This is a genomic window from Caulobacter sp. GW821-FHT11A05 (assembly GCF_058809015.1).
This window is the reverse complement of sequence record NZ_JBXASF010000006.1, coordinates 125,311-141,278: the sequence shown is the minus strand read 5'-3', so window position 1 is coordinate 141,278 and position 15,968 is coordinate 125,311. Positions and strand designations below refer to the sequence as shown.

The following is a 15,968-nucleotide window of genomic DNA, read 5'->3' as shown; positions in this document are numbered from 1 at the left end:
CAAGCGGCCTTCGTCAGATACGCAGCTTCGGCGCGTTTGGTTTTGGCGTCAAATTTGAAGGGGTTAACCGGACCGGGTAGCGGCGCGATTGGCTCCCCATCCGCTTGCATTCCGTTTGGTCGACCGGTGATTGGTGTTATCGTTGGTGGTTCGGGGATGGACCCTGGCCGGGGAGGCTGGGGACGCGTGTTCAAAGGGGGCCGGGTGGAGCGTTTGCTCGCGGGCAAGGTCGGTGCGGGTGCGGCGTGGGCGATGCTCGCGGCCCTGCTGCTGCTTGCCGCCCCGGCCGCCGCCCAGGCCGTTCACAATGGCGTTGGCAGCTGCGCCGGCTCGACCTGCCACGGGCGTCCGGGCGGCGACGGCCCGGTGGTGCGGCAGAACGAGCTGGTCGTCTGGCAGGACTTCACCAGCGCCGCCGGGGCCCACTCCAAGGCCTGGCGCAGCCTGCAGACCCCCTGGGCCCAGAAGATCGCCGACCGCCTGGGCATGGGCGAGGCCTCCAGGGCGCCGGCCTGCCTCGGCTGCCACACCGACAACGCCGCCCGGCGCGGGCCGACCTTCCAGGTCTCGGACGGGGTCGGCTGCGAAGCCTGCCACGGCGGCTCGGGCGACTGGCTGGCCAGCCACTACACCGCCACCGCCAGCCGGGCCGATAATCTCAGCCGGGGCATGCGGCCGCTGGACGACCCCAAGGTCCTGGCCAGCACCTGCCTGGACTGCCACTTCGGCAGCAGCAAGCCGGGCCAGTTCGTCAGCCACCGGATGATGGCCGCCGGCCACCCGCGGATGAGCTTCGAGCTGGACCTGTTCAACAGCTTCCAGCGCCACCACACCGTCGACGCCGACTACCTGGCCCGCAAGCGGTCGGCCGGCGGGGTGACCACCTGGGCGGTGGGCCAGGCCATGGCGCTGGAGCGCTCCCTGACCCTGTTCGCCTCTTCGAAAGGCAGCGAGGGGGTGTTCCCCGAATTCTACTTCTTCGACTGCCACAGCTGCCACCGGGCGATCAGCGACGAGGCCAATCCGCCGGTGCGTTTCGGGACCAATCCCGGCCGGCCGATCGTCTGGGGCGCGCCGCCCTACAATGACGAGAACATGATCCTGCTCAACGCCGCGGCCCGGGTCGCCGCGCCGGAGCTGGCCGAGCGCTTCGCCGCCGACTCCAGGGCCTTCCACCAGGCGATGGCCGGCGACCGGGCCGGCATGCTGGCGGCGGCGGGCCGGCTGAACGCCACGACGCGGCAGCTGGGCGGACGGTTCGCCGGGCGGGGCTTCAGCGGCGGCGACACCATCGCCATTCTGCGGCTGGTGCTCGGCGACGCGCTGACCGTTCGCTACACGGACTATTCGGGCGGGGCCCAGGCGGTGATGGCCGTCGACACCCTGCTGACCGCCGCCGTCAACCAGGGCAGCGTCTCCTCAGGCGCGGCCGGCGGCATGCGCCGTGACATCGAGGCGGCCTATGCCGCCGTCCGTGACCCCAACGCCTATCGACCGGGTGACTTCCGCGCGGCCCTCGGCCGGGTGCGGAACGCCCTGGAGCGCGCCACATGATCCGGGCTTCTGTTCTGCCCCGTACGATTACCAGCGTCCTCGTCGCTGCCTCGCTTGTCGTCGCCAGCTGTTCCGGCGGCGGCGGTGGCGGCGGTGGCGGCGGTGGGGGCGGAGGTGGTGGAGGCGGCGGCGGGGGGGGAGGCGGCGGCGGCGGTTCCGCGCCGGTCTATCCGGCGCTCGGCCTGGCCGCGCTCAGCGTCGCCGACGTCGAGGGTGTGATCGCCCGCGCGGTGGCCGAGGCGCGGGCCCGCACCCGGCCCTCGGTGATCGCCGTGACCGACCGGGTCGGCAATGTGCTGGCCGTCTACCGGATGACCGGGGCGCCGGCGACCATCACCATCCGCCCGGGACCGGGCGTCAACCGCGACATCCAGGGCGTCGTCGCCCCGGCCGAGGCTGGGGCCATCGCCAAGGCGGTGACCGGCGCCTACCTCTCCTCGGCCGGCAACGCCTTCTCCAGCCGCACGGCCAGCATGATCGTGCAGCAGCACTTCCCGCCGGCCCCCGGCGCGGTCGGCCTGGAGAGCGGCCCGCTGTTCGGGGTGCAGTTCAGCCAGCTGCCCTGTTCGGACCTGTCGCGGCGCTATGCGGCCGGCGGCGGAGCCACCGCCTTCCTCGGACCCAAGCGCTCGCCGCTCGGCCTGGCCGCCGATCCCGGCGGCTTCCCGCTCTACAAGGGCGGGGTGCTGGTCGGCGGCGTCGGCGTCATCGCCGAGGGCGACTACGGCTTCGACCCCAATGTCATCGATGTCGATAACGACCTGGAAGAGATCATCGCCCTGGCGGCCATGAGCGGGCTGGACGCCGCCACCGAGATCAAGGCCGACCGCATCACGGTGGACGGCACGAGCCTGCGCTTCAGCGACGCCACGACCTCCGACCTGATGAGCACGCCCGCCTCGGCGCCGGCGCTTGGCAGCCTGCCGGGCGGCACCGGCGCCTTCGTGGCCGTGACCGGCTACTATCCCGGCGGCGGGGCCATCGCCGGACAGACCTTCGGGACCGAGGGGTCCGGTGTGCGCGACGCGGCCCCCGCCGAGTTCGCCGACCCGGACGCCTTCGTGCTGACCAACGGGGCCGGCGCCAACCGCTACCCGCCGGTCGCCGGGGCCGACGGGGCCAGCGTCACCACCCCCCTGACCGCCGCCGAGGCGCGGGCCCTGCTGGAGCAGGCCTTCGCCGTCATGCGCCATGCGCGGGCCCAGATCCGCCGGCCGCTCGACAGCCGCGCCCAGGTGACCATCTCGGTGGTCGACACCCACGGCGACATCCTCGGCATCGTCCGCTCGCCGGACGCCCCGGTGTTCGGCATCGACGTCTCCCTGCAGAAGGCCCGTTCGGCGGCCTTCGTCAGCAACCCGGTGGCCGGCGCCGACCTGAGCGCCGACCCCAGCGCCGACGTCCGGTCCTTCGTGCCGGCGACCCGCACCTTCCTGGGCCGTCCCGACGCCTTGACCGGCACCGTCGCCTTCTCGGTGCGGGCCATCGGCAACCTGCACCGGCCCTACTTCCCGGACGGCGAAGTCGGCCGGCCGCCGGGCCCGCTGTCGCGCTCGATCGCCGAATGGAGCCCCTTCTCGACCGGCCTGCAGTCGGCCCTGGTGCTCGGCAATCTCGGCCAGCACCTGACCTTTGTGAATGGCGGTGGGGCCGACACCCCGGCCCGCTGCACCGCCCTCCCGGACGCCCGCCCCGGCCAGAACCGGCTGCAGAACGGCCTGCAGATCTTCCCCGGCGGCGTGCCCATCTACCGCGGCGGCCAGCTGGTCGGGGCGATCGGCGTCTCCGGCGACGGCATCGACCAGGATGACATGATCAGCGCGCTGGGCCTGACCAATGCCGGCGGCGCCATCGGTCACGCGGCCCCGGGCATCCGCTCCGACACGGTCGTCGTGGTCCAGGGCGCGACCTCCACCCGCCTGCGCTACGTCAACTGTCCCTTCGCGCCCTACATCGACAGCGGCGCCTCCAACGTCTGCTCGGGGATCTGACCATGGTCGCCCGCCGCCTTGCCCTGCTGCTCGGAAGCGTGGCCGCCGCCTCGCTGCTGGCCGGCGGAGCCTGGGCGGCGGAAGAGACGGTGCTTGACCGGGCGGTCGACGAGGCCATGCAGCAGGCCGCCGACCCGCCGCCCGAGGCGACCGCGCCGGCCCCGGCGGTCGAGGCCCAGCCCGAGTCGATGTTCGAATGGCTGCCCTGGCGCCGCCGGCCCGGCCGTATCGAGACCTATCCCGAGCGTGACCCGCAGGAGAACCCCGGCGCCGTCAACGCCCCGCCGCCGGAGGCCTTCCCGGCCGACCACTTCCCGATCCCCGACCGCTGGCGGCTGGCCGACCAGTTCGGGGTCAAGGACAATTGGTTCGACCCCTACAATCAGAACAGTTTCAAGGGCGACCGGCCGATCCCGGGGACCGACGACCGCTTCCTGGTCTTCACCGGCATCATGGACACGGTCCTCGAACCGCGCAGCTTCCCCGTGCCCGTCGGTGTGCAGACCACCGCTGGGCCCGGCAGCAACGACGTCTTCGGCCGCGCCGACAGCTTCGTCGCCTCGCAGACCTTCATCGCCGGCCTCGCCTTCATCGAGGGCTCGACGGCCTTCAAGCCGCCGGACTTCGAGGCCCGGGTCACCCTGGCCTTCAACTACAACTACGCCGACATCAACGAGCGCCGCGTCCTGTCGGTCAAACCCAGCCGCGGGACCGACCGCGAGGACGGGTTCATCGGGGTGCAGGAAGCCTTCGTCGACTACCACCTGCGCAACGTCTCCGACCGTTACGACTTCGATTCCATACGGGTCGGTATCCAGCCCTTCAACGCCGATTTCCGGGGCTTCCTGTTCCAGGACAACCAGCTGGGCGTCCGGCTGTTCGGCAACCGCGACAACAATCGCTGGCAGTACAACCTGGCCCTCTTCTGGCGGGTCGAGAAGGACACCAACTCCGGCCTCAACGACGTCACCCAGACCCTGCGCGATGACCAGCTGCTGGTCGCCAACCTCTACCGCCAGGATTTCCCGGTCCCCGGCATGACCTCCCAGGTCACCGCCGTCTACAACCGCAACGACGAGGCCGACGAGATCCAGGTCGACGACAACGGCTTCCCGGTGCGGCCGGCCCTGATCGGCAATTTGCGGCCCCGCGACTACGATGTCCTCTATCTCGGATACTCCGCCGACGGACGGATCGGGCGGCTGAACCTGTCAGGCAGCCTCTATGGGGCGTTCGGCGAGGACCGCAATTCCATCTTCACCAGCAAACCGGCCGACATCCGCGCCTGGTTCGCGGCCATCGAGCCGTCGATCGACTTCGACTGGGTGCGGCTGCGTGGCTCGCTGCTCTACGCCTCGGGGGACGACGATCCCTACGACAACGTCGAGAAGGGCTTCGACGCCATCTTCGAGAACCCGCAGTTCGCCGGGGCCGACACCAGCTACTGGATCCGCCAGTCGATCCCCTTCGCCGGCGGCGGCCGGGCGGTGGGCATCAATGGCCGCAACGGCGTCCTCAACTCGCTGCGCTCGTCGAAGGAAGAGGGGCAGTCGAACTTCAACAATCCGGGCACGGTGCTGCTCGGCGTCGGGGCCGACTTCGACATCACGCCGCAGGTGCGGCTGAGCACCAACCTCAACCACCTGTGGTTCGACGACACCATCGTCGTGCAGGTGCTGCGCAACGAGGGCTCGATCCCCAAGGAGCTGGGCCTGGACATGTCGCTCGGGGCCATCTGGCGCCCCTGGATGACCCAGAACATCGTCTTCCGCGCTTCGGGGGCCGTGTTCGAGCCGGGCGACGGCTTCGGCGACCTGTTCACCAACTCCGAGGACGACGACCGCTACTATTCGATCCTGCTCAACGCGACCCTGGCGTTCTGAGGCCATGACGCAGGGGGGCATCAGGCGCTGGCTGCTCGGAGCCCTGGCTATCGCGGCCTCTGCTCTTGTGGTGGGCGGCCTGACCACGGCCTCGGCCCTGGCCGGCGGCGAGGAGCACGAGGAGGCGGTCGCCCGCAGCTACGCCGTCGCCCCGGCCGCCAAAGCCGGCCAGACCCCCGCCGAGGCCAAGGCCAAGAGCGCCGGCTGCATGAGCTGCCACAGCCCCGTCGACTCGGTGTCGATGCACGCCTCGGAGGCGGTGGTCATCGGCTGCACGGATTGCCACGGCGGCGATGCGGCCGCCGCCCTGCCGGCCGGAACGCCCAAGGACGGCGCGGCCTATGTCGCCGTCCGCGATCGGGCCCACGTCCTGCCGCGTTACCCGAAGGCCTGGGGCTGGCCGGGGTCGGCCAATCCCAAGCGCAGCTACAGCCTGCTCAATCGCGAGTCGCCGGAGTTCATCCGCTTCGTCAATCCGGGCGACTACCGGGTGGCGCGCCAGGCCTGCGGCGCCTGCCACATGGGGCTGATCGAGGCCAATGAGCGGTCGTTGATGGCCACCGGCGCGATGTTCTACGGCGGGGCCAGCTACAACAACGGCGTCCTGCCGTTCAAACGCTACATGGTCGGCGAGTCCTATACCCCCGAGGGCGAGACGGCGAAGATCGTCTCCCCCGGCGCCCCGCCGGGCACGGTCACCGAGGCCCAGGCCAAGCGCGGCGCCCTGCCGGTGCTCTATCCGCTGCCGACCTGGCAGGTGACGCCGCCGGGCGATGTGTTCCGGGTGTTCGAGCGCGGCGGCCGCAACATCGGCACGCAGTTTCCCGAGATCGGCCTGCCCAACCCGACCGGCCAGACCCAGCGGCTGGAAGAAGCCGGCCGGCCCGATATCCGCCAGTCGAACCGGGGCCCGGGCACCGGCCTGCGCATCGCCGTGCCGGTGCTCAACATCCACAAGACCCGGCTGAACGATCCCTACACCTGGTTCCTCGGCACCAATGATCAGCCGGGAGACTATCGCTCCTCCGGCTGCGCCAGCTGCCATGTCGTCTACGCCAACGACCGCGAGCCGCGTCACAGCCTGACCTACGCCAAGTTCGGCCGCGACGGTCAGAGCCAGACGGCCGACCCGACCATCGACAAGGCCGCGCCCGGCCACCCGCTGAAGCATGTGTTCAGCCGCGCCATCCCGACCAGCCAGTGCATGAACTGCCACATGCACCAGCCGAACATGTTCCTGAACAGCTACCTCGGCTACACGATGTGGGACTACGAGTCCGACGCCCCGGCCATGTGGCCGAAGAAGCAGAAGTACCCGTCGGACAAGGAAATCCGCGAGGTCAATGACCGCAATCCCGAGGGCGCCGCGCCGCGCGGCCTGTGGGGCGATCTCGATTTCATGCGCGAGGTCTATGGCCTCAACAAAGGGCTGAAGGACACCCAGTTCGCCGACTACCACGGCCATGGCTGGAACTTCCGGGGCGTGTTCAAGCGCGACCGGGCCGGCAACCTGCTGGACAAGGACGGCAAGGTCGTCAGCCCGGACGATCCGGAGAAGTGGCGCCGCAAGGGTGAGGGCGAGTTCGTCCAGCCCGGCGTCAATCCCGGCAAGACCGTCCACATGATGGACATCCACGCCGAGAAGGGCCTGCAGTGCGCCGACTGCCACTTCGCCCAGGACAGCCACGGCAACGGCCTGATCATGGGCGAGGTCGCCTCGGCCGTGGAGATCAGCTGCAAGGACTGCCACGGCAACGCCCGCAAGTATCCCAACCTGCGCACCTCCGGACCGGCCGCGCCGCCCGGCGGCACCGACCTGATGCTGCTGCGCAATCCTGACGGCCAGCGGCGTTTCGAATGGCTGGAGCGCGATGGCCGCCGCGTGCTGATGCAGCGCTCGATCATCGACCCCAAGCTGGAGTGGGAGGTGTCGCTGGTGAAGGACGTGGTCGATCCGACCAGCCCGCGCTTCAACGCCAAGGCGGCCCGCGCCAAGCTGATGAGCAAGGCCGTGGCCGGGCGCAAACCCTTCGCCTTCGGCGGCGGCGTGCCCGACAAGGACCTGGCCCACCCCGAGGCCGAGATCGCCTGCTTCACCTGCCACACCAGCTGGACGCCCAGCTGCGGCGGCTGCCACCTGCCGATCGAGGCCAACTGGAAGGCCGACAGCCACAAGGACAAGGGCGGCGAGAGCCGCAACTTCGCCACCTACAATCCACAGGTGGCGCGCGACGACATGTTCCAGCTGGGCAGGCACCAGCTGACCCGGGGCGGCGTCATCGCACCGGTGCGCTCAAGCTCGGCCCTGGTGCTGTCGTCGACCAACATCAACCGGGAACGGATCTATGTGCAGCAGCCGCCGGTCTCGGCGGCCGGCTTCTCCAGCCAGGCCTTCGCGCCCCACTTCCCGCACACGGTGCGGACCACCGAGACCAAGACCTGCACCGACTGTCACGTCTCGGCGGCCGAGGACAACAACGCCATCATGGCCCAGCTGCTGACCCTGGGGACCGGCACGGTCAACTTCGTCGGCATGCATGCCTGGGTCGGGGCGAAAGACGGCTTCGAGGCCATTCGCGTCACCGAATGGGACGAGCCGCAGGCGGTGTTCGGCTCCTACCTGCAGAAGTACGCCTACCCCGATTTCTATGGCCTGCATGTCAGCAGGAACCGGCTGCAGCTGATCAACTGGACCCGCAAGGCCAAGGACGGCGCGGTCGAGGAGATGGCCAATGTGCGGCAGGGGGCCGGCGGCGATGTCCGCTGCCTGCAGCTGCGCGGGGAATACATGTACGTCGCCGAGGGGCGCGGCGGTTTCCGCGTCTATGACGTGGCCAACATCGGCAACAAGGGCGTCTCCGAGCGCATCGTCACCGCCCCCTTCTCCGGGGCCGGGCACGACACCCATGTGGCCAGCAGCAACGCCACCTGCATGGCCCTGCCGACCAACCAGCCGATCAATCCCCTGCGCAACACCCCGATGATGCAGCAGGAGAACCTCGAGCAGCCCTTCCACCCGATCTACCACTACGCCTTCATCACCGATGCCAGGGAGGGGCTGATCGCCGTCAACGTCGACACCCTGGCCGACGGCGAGCCGCGCAACAACAAGCTCAAGAGGGCGGTGACCTGGAACCCCGGCGGCGTGCTGAACGGCGCGCGGCATATCACTCTGGCCGGCCACTACGCCTACATCGCCGCCACGGCCGGGCTGGTGGTGGTCGATCTCGACGACCCGCTCAAACCGCGCCACGTGACCACCGTGCCGCTGGCCGACGTGCGGGCCAGCGCCGTGCAGTTCCGCTACCTGTTCGTCACCGACAAACAGGGCGTCCGCGTCCTCGACATCACCCGCCTGGACCGGCCGACGGCCATCCCCGGCGCCGTCGTGCCGCTGGCCGATGCGCGGCGGCTCTATGCGGCCCGCACCTACCTCTATGTGGCGGCCAAGGCCGAGGGCCTGGTCATCCTCGACATCGAGCGGCCGCGCAGTCCCCGCATCGTCCAGCGCCTGACCTTCGACGGCCGGCTGAACGACGCCGAGGACGTCATCATCGGCTCCACCAACGCCAGCCTGTTCGCCTACGTCGCCGATGGGCGGAATGGCCTGAAGGTTCTGCAGCTGACCAGCCCGGCGACCCAGCCCAACTTCTACGGCTTCTCCCCCGCGCCGGTCCCCGAACTGATCGCCTTCGCCAGGACCAGGACCCCGGCCCTGGCCCTCTCCCGCGGCCTCGACCGCGACCGCGCCGTCGACGAGACCGGCTTCCAGATGGCGGTCTTCGGCCGCCTCGGCTCGCGGCCGTTCAACCGCCCGGAGATGGAGCGGCTGTTCCTGCGGCCCGACGGCGAGGTGTACAGGGTGACCGACACCCCCAGCATGGCCGACTGGCTGCGATAAGTCCGGAGTTCGATGTGCGCAGGCTTCTGCCGATCCTGGCCCTTGCCACCCTCGCGGCGCCACCCGTGTTCGCCCAGGACCTGGTCCTTCCCTATCCGCCGCTGATCCAGCAGCCGACGCCGGTCATGGCCCCGCCAGCCCCGCCTCGCAGCCCCGTCCTCACCCCTCCGGACTGGGTGCGCAAGCCGGCCTGGGGGGCCGTCCTCCGGGCCTATCCCAAGGCCGCGCTGGCGGCAGGTCAGGGCGGGCGCGTGATACTGTCCTGTCTGGTGAATGCGGACGGGACACTCCGGGACTGCAGGGTCGTCTCGGAGAACCCCGCCGACTGGGGCTTCGGCGAGGCCGCCATGAGCCTGACGGCTCAGTTCCGCATGCGCCCGACGATGGCTGACGGAACGTCTGCCGAAGGCGCCACGGTTCGCCTCCCGCTGACCTTCACTCCCCCGGAATCCTGAACCGCCACTGGTCGGCGGCGAGTCGATGTTCACGCTGCAATCCGAAGGTTGGGCGCGCCATAAAAGCAGTTATATTTCAATAGCTTGAGAAATATGTCTAGACATATTCACCCCCTCGGACGGCCCCTTTCGCCGACCCGCCGAAGGCCGTAGGCCGCGGCGGCGCGTTTTCGACCAACAAACCCGGCGTATCGACCAACGCCGCGACCCACGCCGCGGGCCACATCCTCGCGGCCCCCACCAACGCCAAAACCAACGGGGCCAAGGGGTCTGGCCCGTCTTCCAGGTCGTTTGCGCGGTGCCGGGATTTTCCGTTGGTCGATCGGCCGGTGGTATACTGGCTGGCCGCTTCGATAGCCGCCCTCCGCAATCGTGATCAGCCCGCGGGGAACACCGCCGTCCGGGACCGGTTTCCCTGCTGTTCGGCCGGGCGTTCGGACCCCGCCGTCCCTCCAGGAGGTTGTGATGAGAGTAGGCGAATGCATGACCCGCGAGGTCGAGATGGCCAATCCTCGGGAAACCCTGCGCGAGGCCGCCCAGGCCATGGCCCGGGTCGACGCCGGCATCCTGCCGGTCAGCGACCATGACCGGTTGGTCGGAATGATCACCGACCGCGACATCGCCGTGCGCGGTATCGGCGGCGGCAAGGGCCCGGAGGCCACCGTCGGCGAGGTGATGAGCGAAGAGGTGATGTACTGCTACGAGGACGAAGACGCCGACTCCGTGCTCAAGAACATGGCCGACCTCCAGGTCCGTCGCCTGCCGGTGCTGGATCGCAACAAGCGGCTGGTCGGCATCATCTCGCTCAGCGACTTGGCCACCAACGGCGAGGCGGCGGCGGCCGGCGAGGCCTTGGGCGACATCGCCCGGCCCGGTGGCCAGCACACGCAGTCCGTCCATTAGGGCGTTCGCGCGCAACAGGGCATAAGGGGGTTCCACTCGGAGCGACGCCCGTGAAATCCCCGCCTGCCAAGACCCGCCTGTCGGACCTCAAGGGCGGATCGGGCCCGGTCGGCAAGTTCGAACCGCCGACCCCGAAGGTCAGCCGCCAGAAGAAGGGCCATGTGCTGACCCCGGCCGAGAAGGCGGCGTTCCTGGCCTCGCGGCCGGACTTGAAGGGATCATAGCGCCAACGGTGGCGGTCTCGGTAGCGGCCTCAGTGCCCGCCCGCCCCCTCGCCCCGCTCATGGGCCAGGTGCTTCAGGAACCCCTGCATCTTCACCGTATAGCGGGCGAGGATCTTGGCGCGGCTCTGTTCGTCGGTGTCGGTGTAGTGGCTGACCAGGGCCTTGCCGTTCCACCAGTGCAGGCCGATGCCGGGCGGGCCGGCGACGATCATCGGGCGGTCGTCGGGGTGGTCCAGGTCGATGGGATCAAGGTCGAGGACGACCTGCGGCTGGGTCGAGGGACAGACCCGCACCGTCGTGCCCGCGAACGCCGAGATGATCGGCCGGTGCACATGGCCGGCCAGGATGGCGACGATGTTCCGGTGGCGGGCGACGACGGCCTCGAAGCGGGCGACCCAGGCCTCGGCCGGGCCGATGCTCATCCACTCGATGCCGGTGTCGATCGGCGGGTGGTGCATGACGATCAGGGTGGGGCGGTCGGACTCGGCCAGCCGCTGCTCCAGCCAGGCGGCGCGGGCCTCGTCGAAGCCGCCGCCGTGGCGGCCGACCTCAAGCGTGTCGAGCACCAGGATGCGCAGGGGCAGGTTGTCGACGGCGTACTGGTTGAAACCGTCGGAGAAAGGGGCGCTTGGATAGACCTGCCGGAAGGCGTCGCGGTTGTCGTGGTTGCCCATGCAGAACAGGGCCGGCATCGACAGCTTGTCGAGGGTCTTCTTCAGCCGTTTGTAGCTGGGCAGGTCGCCGTGGTCGGCCAGGTCGCCGGTGACCAGCACCAGGTCGGGCCTGGGGACCAGTTCGTTCAGCGTCTTGACCACCAGGCGCAGGCGCTTGGCGTTGTCCTCGAAGTCCCCGCCGGAGCCGAAGCCCAGGTGCAGGTCGGTGATCTGGGCGATCAGCATCGGTGCCCCTCAAACTGCTGTCGTCATCCGGCCCGTACGCGGCCCTCCCAACACTATTTGTCTTCAGCCTGATAAACCCCGTCCCAGTCAGGGGGCGGATTGTTAGCGCTATAACGTGCGATACGTTCGGCGAAGAGTCCCGCAAGTTTTTCGATGCCGAACACCGCGCCGGTCTCCCTCACCCGAGTTAGGGCGATTTGCGCCTCTGCCCACCGCTGGCCGCGATAGGCGGCGAGCATCTCGGCGAAGGCGGTTTTCATGGCCTTGAAGTCCTTGTCGCCGGCCATCACCGGCCGGCCCAGCAGGGCGAAGATGCGCTCCGGCGCATCGCGGCCTACGACCCGTACCTGGTCGATCTCGAGCTGGGCGAACTCCGGGATTTCCCGGCTGAGGGTCTGACCCATCAGGATCGGCACGCCATAGACCTTGGTCAGGCCCTCCAGCCGCGAGGCCAGGTTCACCGCGTCGCCGATCAGCGAATAGCTCAGCCGCTGGCGCGAGCCCATGTTGCCGACGCAGCAGCGGCCGGCGTTGATGCCGATGCCGATGGCGATGTCGCCCGGCCAGGGCCCGACAAGACCGCTCTGGCGGGCGTTCATTTCCTTCATGGCGTCGATCATGTCGAGCGCGCCATTGGCGGCGTTCCTGTACTGGTCCGGATCGTCCAGCGGCGCGTTCCAGAAGGCCAGGACGGCGTCGCCGATGTATTTGTCGATGGTCGCCTTGCGGGCCAGCAGGGCGTCGGTCAGCGGGGTGAGCAGCTCGATCAGGAAGCTGATCAGTTCCTGCGGGGCCATCTTCTCGGAGATGCGCGAGAAGCTGCGGATGTCGCTGAACAGCACGGTCATGTCCCGCTCCTCGCCGCCCAGCTCCAGCTGGCCGGGGTCGCGGGCGATGCGCTCGACCAGCTCGGGCGAGAGGTAGCGGTCGAAGGCGCGGCGGATGTAGGCCCGGGAGCGCTCTTCGCGATAGAAGCTGAAGCTGGTGACCATGGTGTAGACCAGGGCGGTGGTCAGCACGGGAGTCGTCGGATCCAGCAGGATGGCGCCATAGCGGAAGGCGGCCCAGCTGCCGGCGATGGCGCCGACCACCGACAGCGCGGCGATCACCCCGCTGCGCAGGGCCCCCAGGGCCGGGGACAGGATGGCCAGGCCAACCCCGAAGAAGATCAGAAGATAGAGTTCGGAGCCGAGCGCCCAGTCGGGCCGTGACAGGAACTTGCTGAGGATCATCTGCTCGGCGGCCTGGGCGTGGACGATCACCCCCAGCTCCCGCTCATGCAGGGGGGTTGAGACCAGATCGCGCAGACCGACCGCGCCGGTCCCGACGAACACCACCTTGCCATCGAACTTCCGCCTCATCTCCTCGGGGCTGAACTCGCCGGTCAGGATGCGCCAGGCCGGCACGATCCGCTCGGGGCGGTCGGCGGTGTAGTGCATCCACAGCTCGCCCTCCTTTGTGGTGGGCACCGCCAACTGGCCGACCTTGACGGCGATCACCCCGACCTGGCCGCCGGAGAACTGGCCGCTGGCGTCGGCCCCCTTGACCATGATGGCCCCGGCCCCTTGGGCCACACGCAGGGCCTCCAGCGACAGGGACGGCACGATCCGGTCGCCGATGCGGGCGACCAGGGGCGCGCTGCGGATGACGCCGCCCTCCAGGTTCACCACATTGACGAAGCCGGCCCCGGCCGCCTTTTCGGCAATGGCCGGCAGGGTCGGGATGGCGCCGTTGAAGGCCGGCAGGGCGCTCATCGGCGGGGTGCCGACCGCCACCACCCCGGCCCGTTCGAGCGGGCGGGCGGTGTTGGGCGCCTCGGTCATGAAATAGCCGGCCACGGTCGGGGCCTCGCCCATGGCCTGGCCGAACAGGGCGTCGTGGTCGGGCAGGGCGGCGATGTCGGCGTAGTCGCCTTTCGCCGCCGGGTTCTGGCGCAGGATCTCGGCGGCGCGCGAGGGGCTGGTGCGATCTGGCTCGGAGAAGACCACGTCGAAGGCGATAGCGGCGGCCCCGGCGTCTGCCAGGGCCTGGGTCAGGCGGGCGGTGTCGGTGCGCGGCCAGGGCCATTGGCCGAGGCGTTTGATCGTCTCGTCGTCGATGTCGACGACCCGCACGTTGGCCTCTTCATACGGGCGCGGATAAAGCCGCTGGTAGTTGTCGAACACCAGGTTGCCGAGGGTCGCCAGGGGAGCCGGCTGCGCGAACTGGATGACGGCGATGATCAGGGTGACCACCAGCCCGGGGGCGGCGGAGGTCAGGGTCTGGACCCAGCCGGCGCTCTGGCCGGCGCGAGGCTTGCGGGCCTTCTTCTCGCTCATTGGCCTGTTCCCCATGAGATGGTTCGACCGCCCGCGGCGACAGCAGCAGGAGCCGGCTCCTTGCGGGCCGGCAGTGTCGGCGCGTGATAGCTGTGGCAGTCGGCGCAGTCGGCCCCGGCCGCCTGCTTGATCTTGGCCTTGTCGGCCCCGTGACAGGACTGGCAGGTCGCTAGGCGCGGCAGGAGCAGGTCCTTGGCCGAGCCGGATTTGTCGGCGGCGTGGCAGGTCTTGCAGGCCGGCTGGCCGTCGGGGCCCTTCGAATGCTCGGGGACGTCGTGGTTGAAGGTCCCCTTGGTCAGCCAGGCGTCGGCCAGGTGGACCGGCCCGGCCCGCCAGACCAGCGAGCCGTCGACCGGCGGCGAGGCGCCGTGGCAGCCGTAGCAGGCGCCGTTGGGGCTGAAGAGGCCGCGGATGCGCTGGGCGGCGCTGGCGGTGACGCCGCTGTAGACCTCCGGATCGCCGGGCCGGCGGCGGCCCATGGTCGGGCCGCTGCGGGCGATGACACCGCCGCCGCCCTGGAAGAAGGAGACCAGCCTGCGGGTGTCGCCGTGCGGCAGGGCGCCGATCGAGTGGCAGGCGCCGCAGGCCGCCTCCATCTGGACGGGCCGGTAGTTGCCGCCCTTCGGGTCCTCGGTGTGGCAGCTCTGGCAATCCAGCGGCGCGCCGTAGCCGCGGCCCCGGCCGAGGCTGATGGCCATGCGGGCCGGGCCGCCGGTGGGCGACAGATGCCGATCGTGCGGGAAGATCAGCCCGCTGTTTTCGGCCGGATGGGCGGCCAGCGAGATGCGGCGGACCTGCAGCGGGGCCGGCGAGACGGTGACCAGCGGGCGCAGGTCCGGGTGGCGGCCCCAGTCGGCGACATTGGCCAGCCGGGTGTCCTTCAGCCGGCGGTCGAGGCCGGCATGGCACTGGGTGCAGCTATCGGCGGTCTGCAGGGTCGGCTTGGCGTGGCCGGGGTCGGTCAGCGGGTCGCCGATGTGTTCGACGTGGCAGCTGGCGCAGCGCTGCTGCGGGCGGTTGAAGACCTTGCGGGCGTAGTCGAAGACCTTCTCATGCCATTTGTCCGGCGCCGGCGTGCCCCAGACCAGGCGGCGCAGGCCGGCGTGGTCGGCGACGGTGCGTAGCGGCTCGTCCGGCGCGCCCTTCGCCTTCAGGCGGGCGGCCGTCGTCTGCAGCTGCGCCGGGCTCTGGCTGGCCGAATGGCAGGCCTGGCAGGCGTTGTCGCGCACCGCGACGAAGGCCTGCTGGTGGCAGGCCTGGCAGTCGTTCTCGAGGAAGGCGTGGGTCTTGGACAGCGGGCCCGACGACCACTGGCTGTCGAGGTCGATTTTCGGATGGCTGCCCAGCATGCCGTACACCGCCAGCACCGGCAGGATCAGGCTGAGGACGGCGATCAGCAGGAAGCCGGTCCAGGCCAGGCGGCGCTTGCCCAGCACCCGGGCCCGGGGGATCAGGGTGGCCGGGGTGGCGGCCTCGCCCTGGCCGGGGGCGGCCTCGACGCGGGACAGGGTCAGGATGACCTCGTCGCCGACGCCGGGGCCGATGGTCAGCAGGTGGTCGCCGAAGCTGAGTTCGGGAACGTCGCTGATCCTGACCACGGCGCTGCGGGTAAAGCGGCCGTCGACGCCGAACGGCTGGGCCCCGGCCGCGTCGATGCGCAGTCGGCCGAGCCCCTCCTGGGACAGGGTGGCGTGGTGGATGCTGACCGCCAGGTCGGGGACGCGAATCTCGCAGTCGGTCCCCCGGCCGATGCGCAGCGGCCCTTCGGCATAGGTCCTCTTACGGACGATCTCGCCGCCCGCGGCGCGCTTGGTGATCTGGCGAAGGGTGAAGCTCATCG

The 15,968-nt window shown here is 70.0% G+C and carries 10 protein-coding genes; 7 read left to right on the top strand and 3 right to left on the bottom strand.

Features of this window, described 5'->3' with window-relative positions:
- The first annotated feature begins 252 nt into the window (after positions 1 to 252).
- From AC1RSK_RS10835 to AC1RSK_RS10805, 7 genes are all read left to right on the top strand, one after another.
- Entirely contained in the window at positions 253 to 1,554 is a 1,302-nt protein-coding gene (locus AC1RSK_RS10835) for a multiheme c-type cytochrome (RefSeq protein WP_492907534.1), read from the top strand.
- On the top strand, positions 1,551 to 3,545 hold the full coding sequence (locus AC1RSK_RS10830) for a heme-binding protein (protein ID WP_492907533.1): 1,995 nt from the start codon (positions 1,551 to 1,553) through the stop codon (positions 3,543 to 3,545). The genes AC1RSK_RS10835 and AC1RSK_RS10830 overlap by 4 nt, the downstream gene beginning before the upstream one ends.
- A 2-nt stretch (positions 3,546 to 3,547) precedes the next feature.
- Positions 3,548 to 5,428, top strand: coding sequence for a hypothetical protein (locus tag AC1RSK_RS10825; RefSeq protein WP_492907532.1), 1,881 nt, complete (start codon positions 3,548 to 3,550; stop codon positions 5,426 to 5,428).
- A 4-nt stretch (positions 5,429 to 5,432) separates the two neighbouring features.
- Positions 5,433 to 9,329, top strand: a complete 3,897-nt coding sequence (locus AC1RSK_RS10820) for an LVIVD repeat-containing protein (protein ID WP_492907531.1) — start codon at positions 5,433 to 5,435, stop codon at positions 9,327 to 9,329.
- 14 nt (positions 9,330 to 9,343) lie between these two features.
- Positions 9,344 to 9,784: a TonB family protein gene (locus AC1RSK_RS10815; RefSeq protein WP_492907530.1), complete on the top strand. Its 441-nt coding sequence runs from the start codon at positions 9,344 to 9,346 to the stop codon at positions 9,782 to 9,784.
- A 465-nt stretch (positions 9,785 to 10,249) separates the two neighbouring features.
- Complete coding sequence (locus tag AC1RSK_RS10810) at positions 10,250 to 10,687, top strand: CBS domain-containing protein (RefSeq protein ID WP_492907529.1); 438 nt, start codon at positions 10,250 to 10,252, stop codon at positions 10,685 to 10,687.
- A 50-nt stretch (positions 10,688 to 10,737) separates the two neighbouring features.
- Entirely contained in the window at positions 10,738 to 10,911 is a 174-nt protein-coding gene (locus AC1RSK_RS10805; RefSeq protein ID WP_492907528.1) for a hypothetical protein, read from the top strand.
- 29 nt (positions 10,912 to 10,940) lie between these two features.
- Here AC1RSK_RS10805 and AC1RSK_RS10800 read toward each other — a convergent pair whose 3' ends face one another.
- From AC1RSK_RS10800 to AC1RSK_RS10790, 3 genes are read right to left on the bottom strand one after another with little or no spacing between them, the layout of a single operon-like run.
- Positions 10,941 to 11,810 (bottom strand): phosphodiesterase, encoded by an 870-nt coding sequence (locus AC1RSK_RS10800; protein ID WP_492907527.1) that lies wholly within the window; start codon positions 11,808 to 11,810, stop codon positions 10,941 to 10,943.
- A 53-nt stretch (positions 11,811 to 11,863) separates the two neighbouring features.
- Positions 11,864 to 14,128, bottom strand: a complete 2,265-nt coding sequence (locus tag AC1RSK_RS10795; RefSeq protein ID WP_492907526.1) for a CHASE2 domain-containing protein — start codon at positions 14,126 to 14,128, stop codon at positions 11,864 to 11,866.
- Positions 14,125 to 15,966 (bottom strand): hypothetical protein, encoded by a 1,842-nt coding sequence (locus AC1RSK_RS10790; RefSeq protein ID WP_492907525.1) that lies wholly within the window; start codon positions 15,964 to 15,966, stop codon positions 14,125 to 14,127. The genes AC1RSK_RS10795 and AC1RSK_RS10790 overlap by 4 nt, the downstream gene beginning before the upstream one ends.
- Between the last annotated feature and the right edge of the window lie 2 nt (positions 15,967 to 15,968).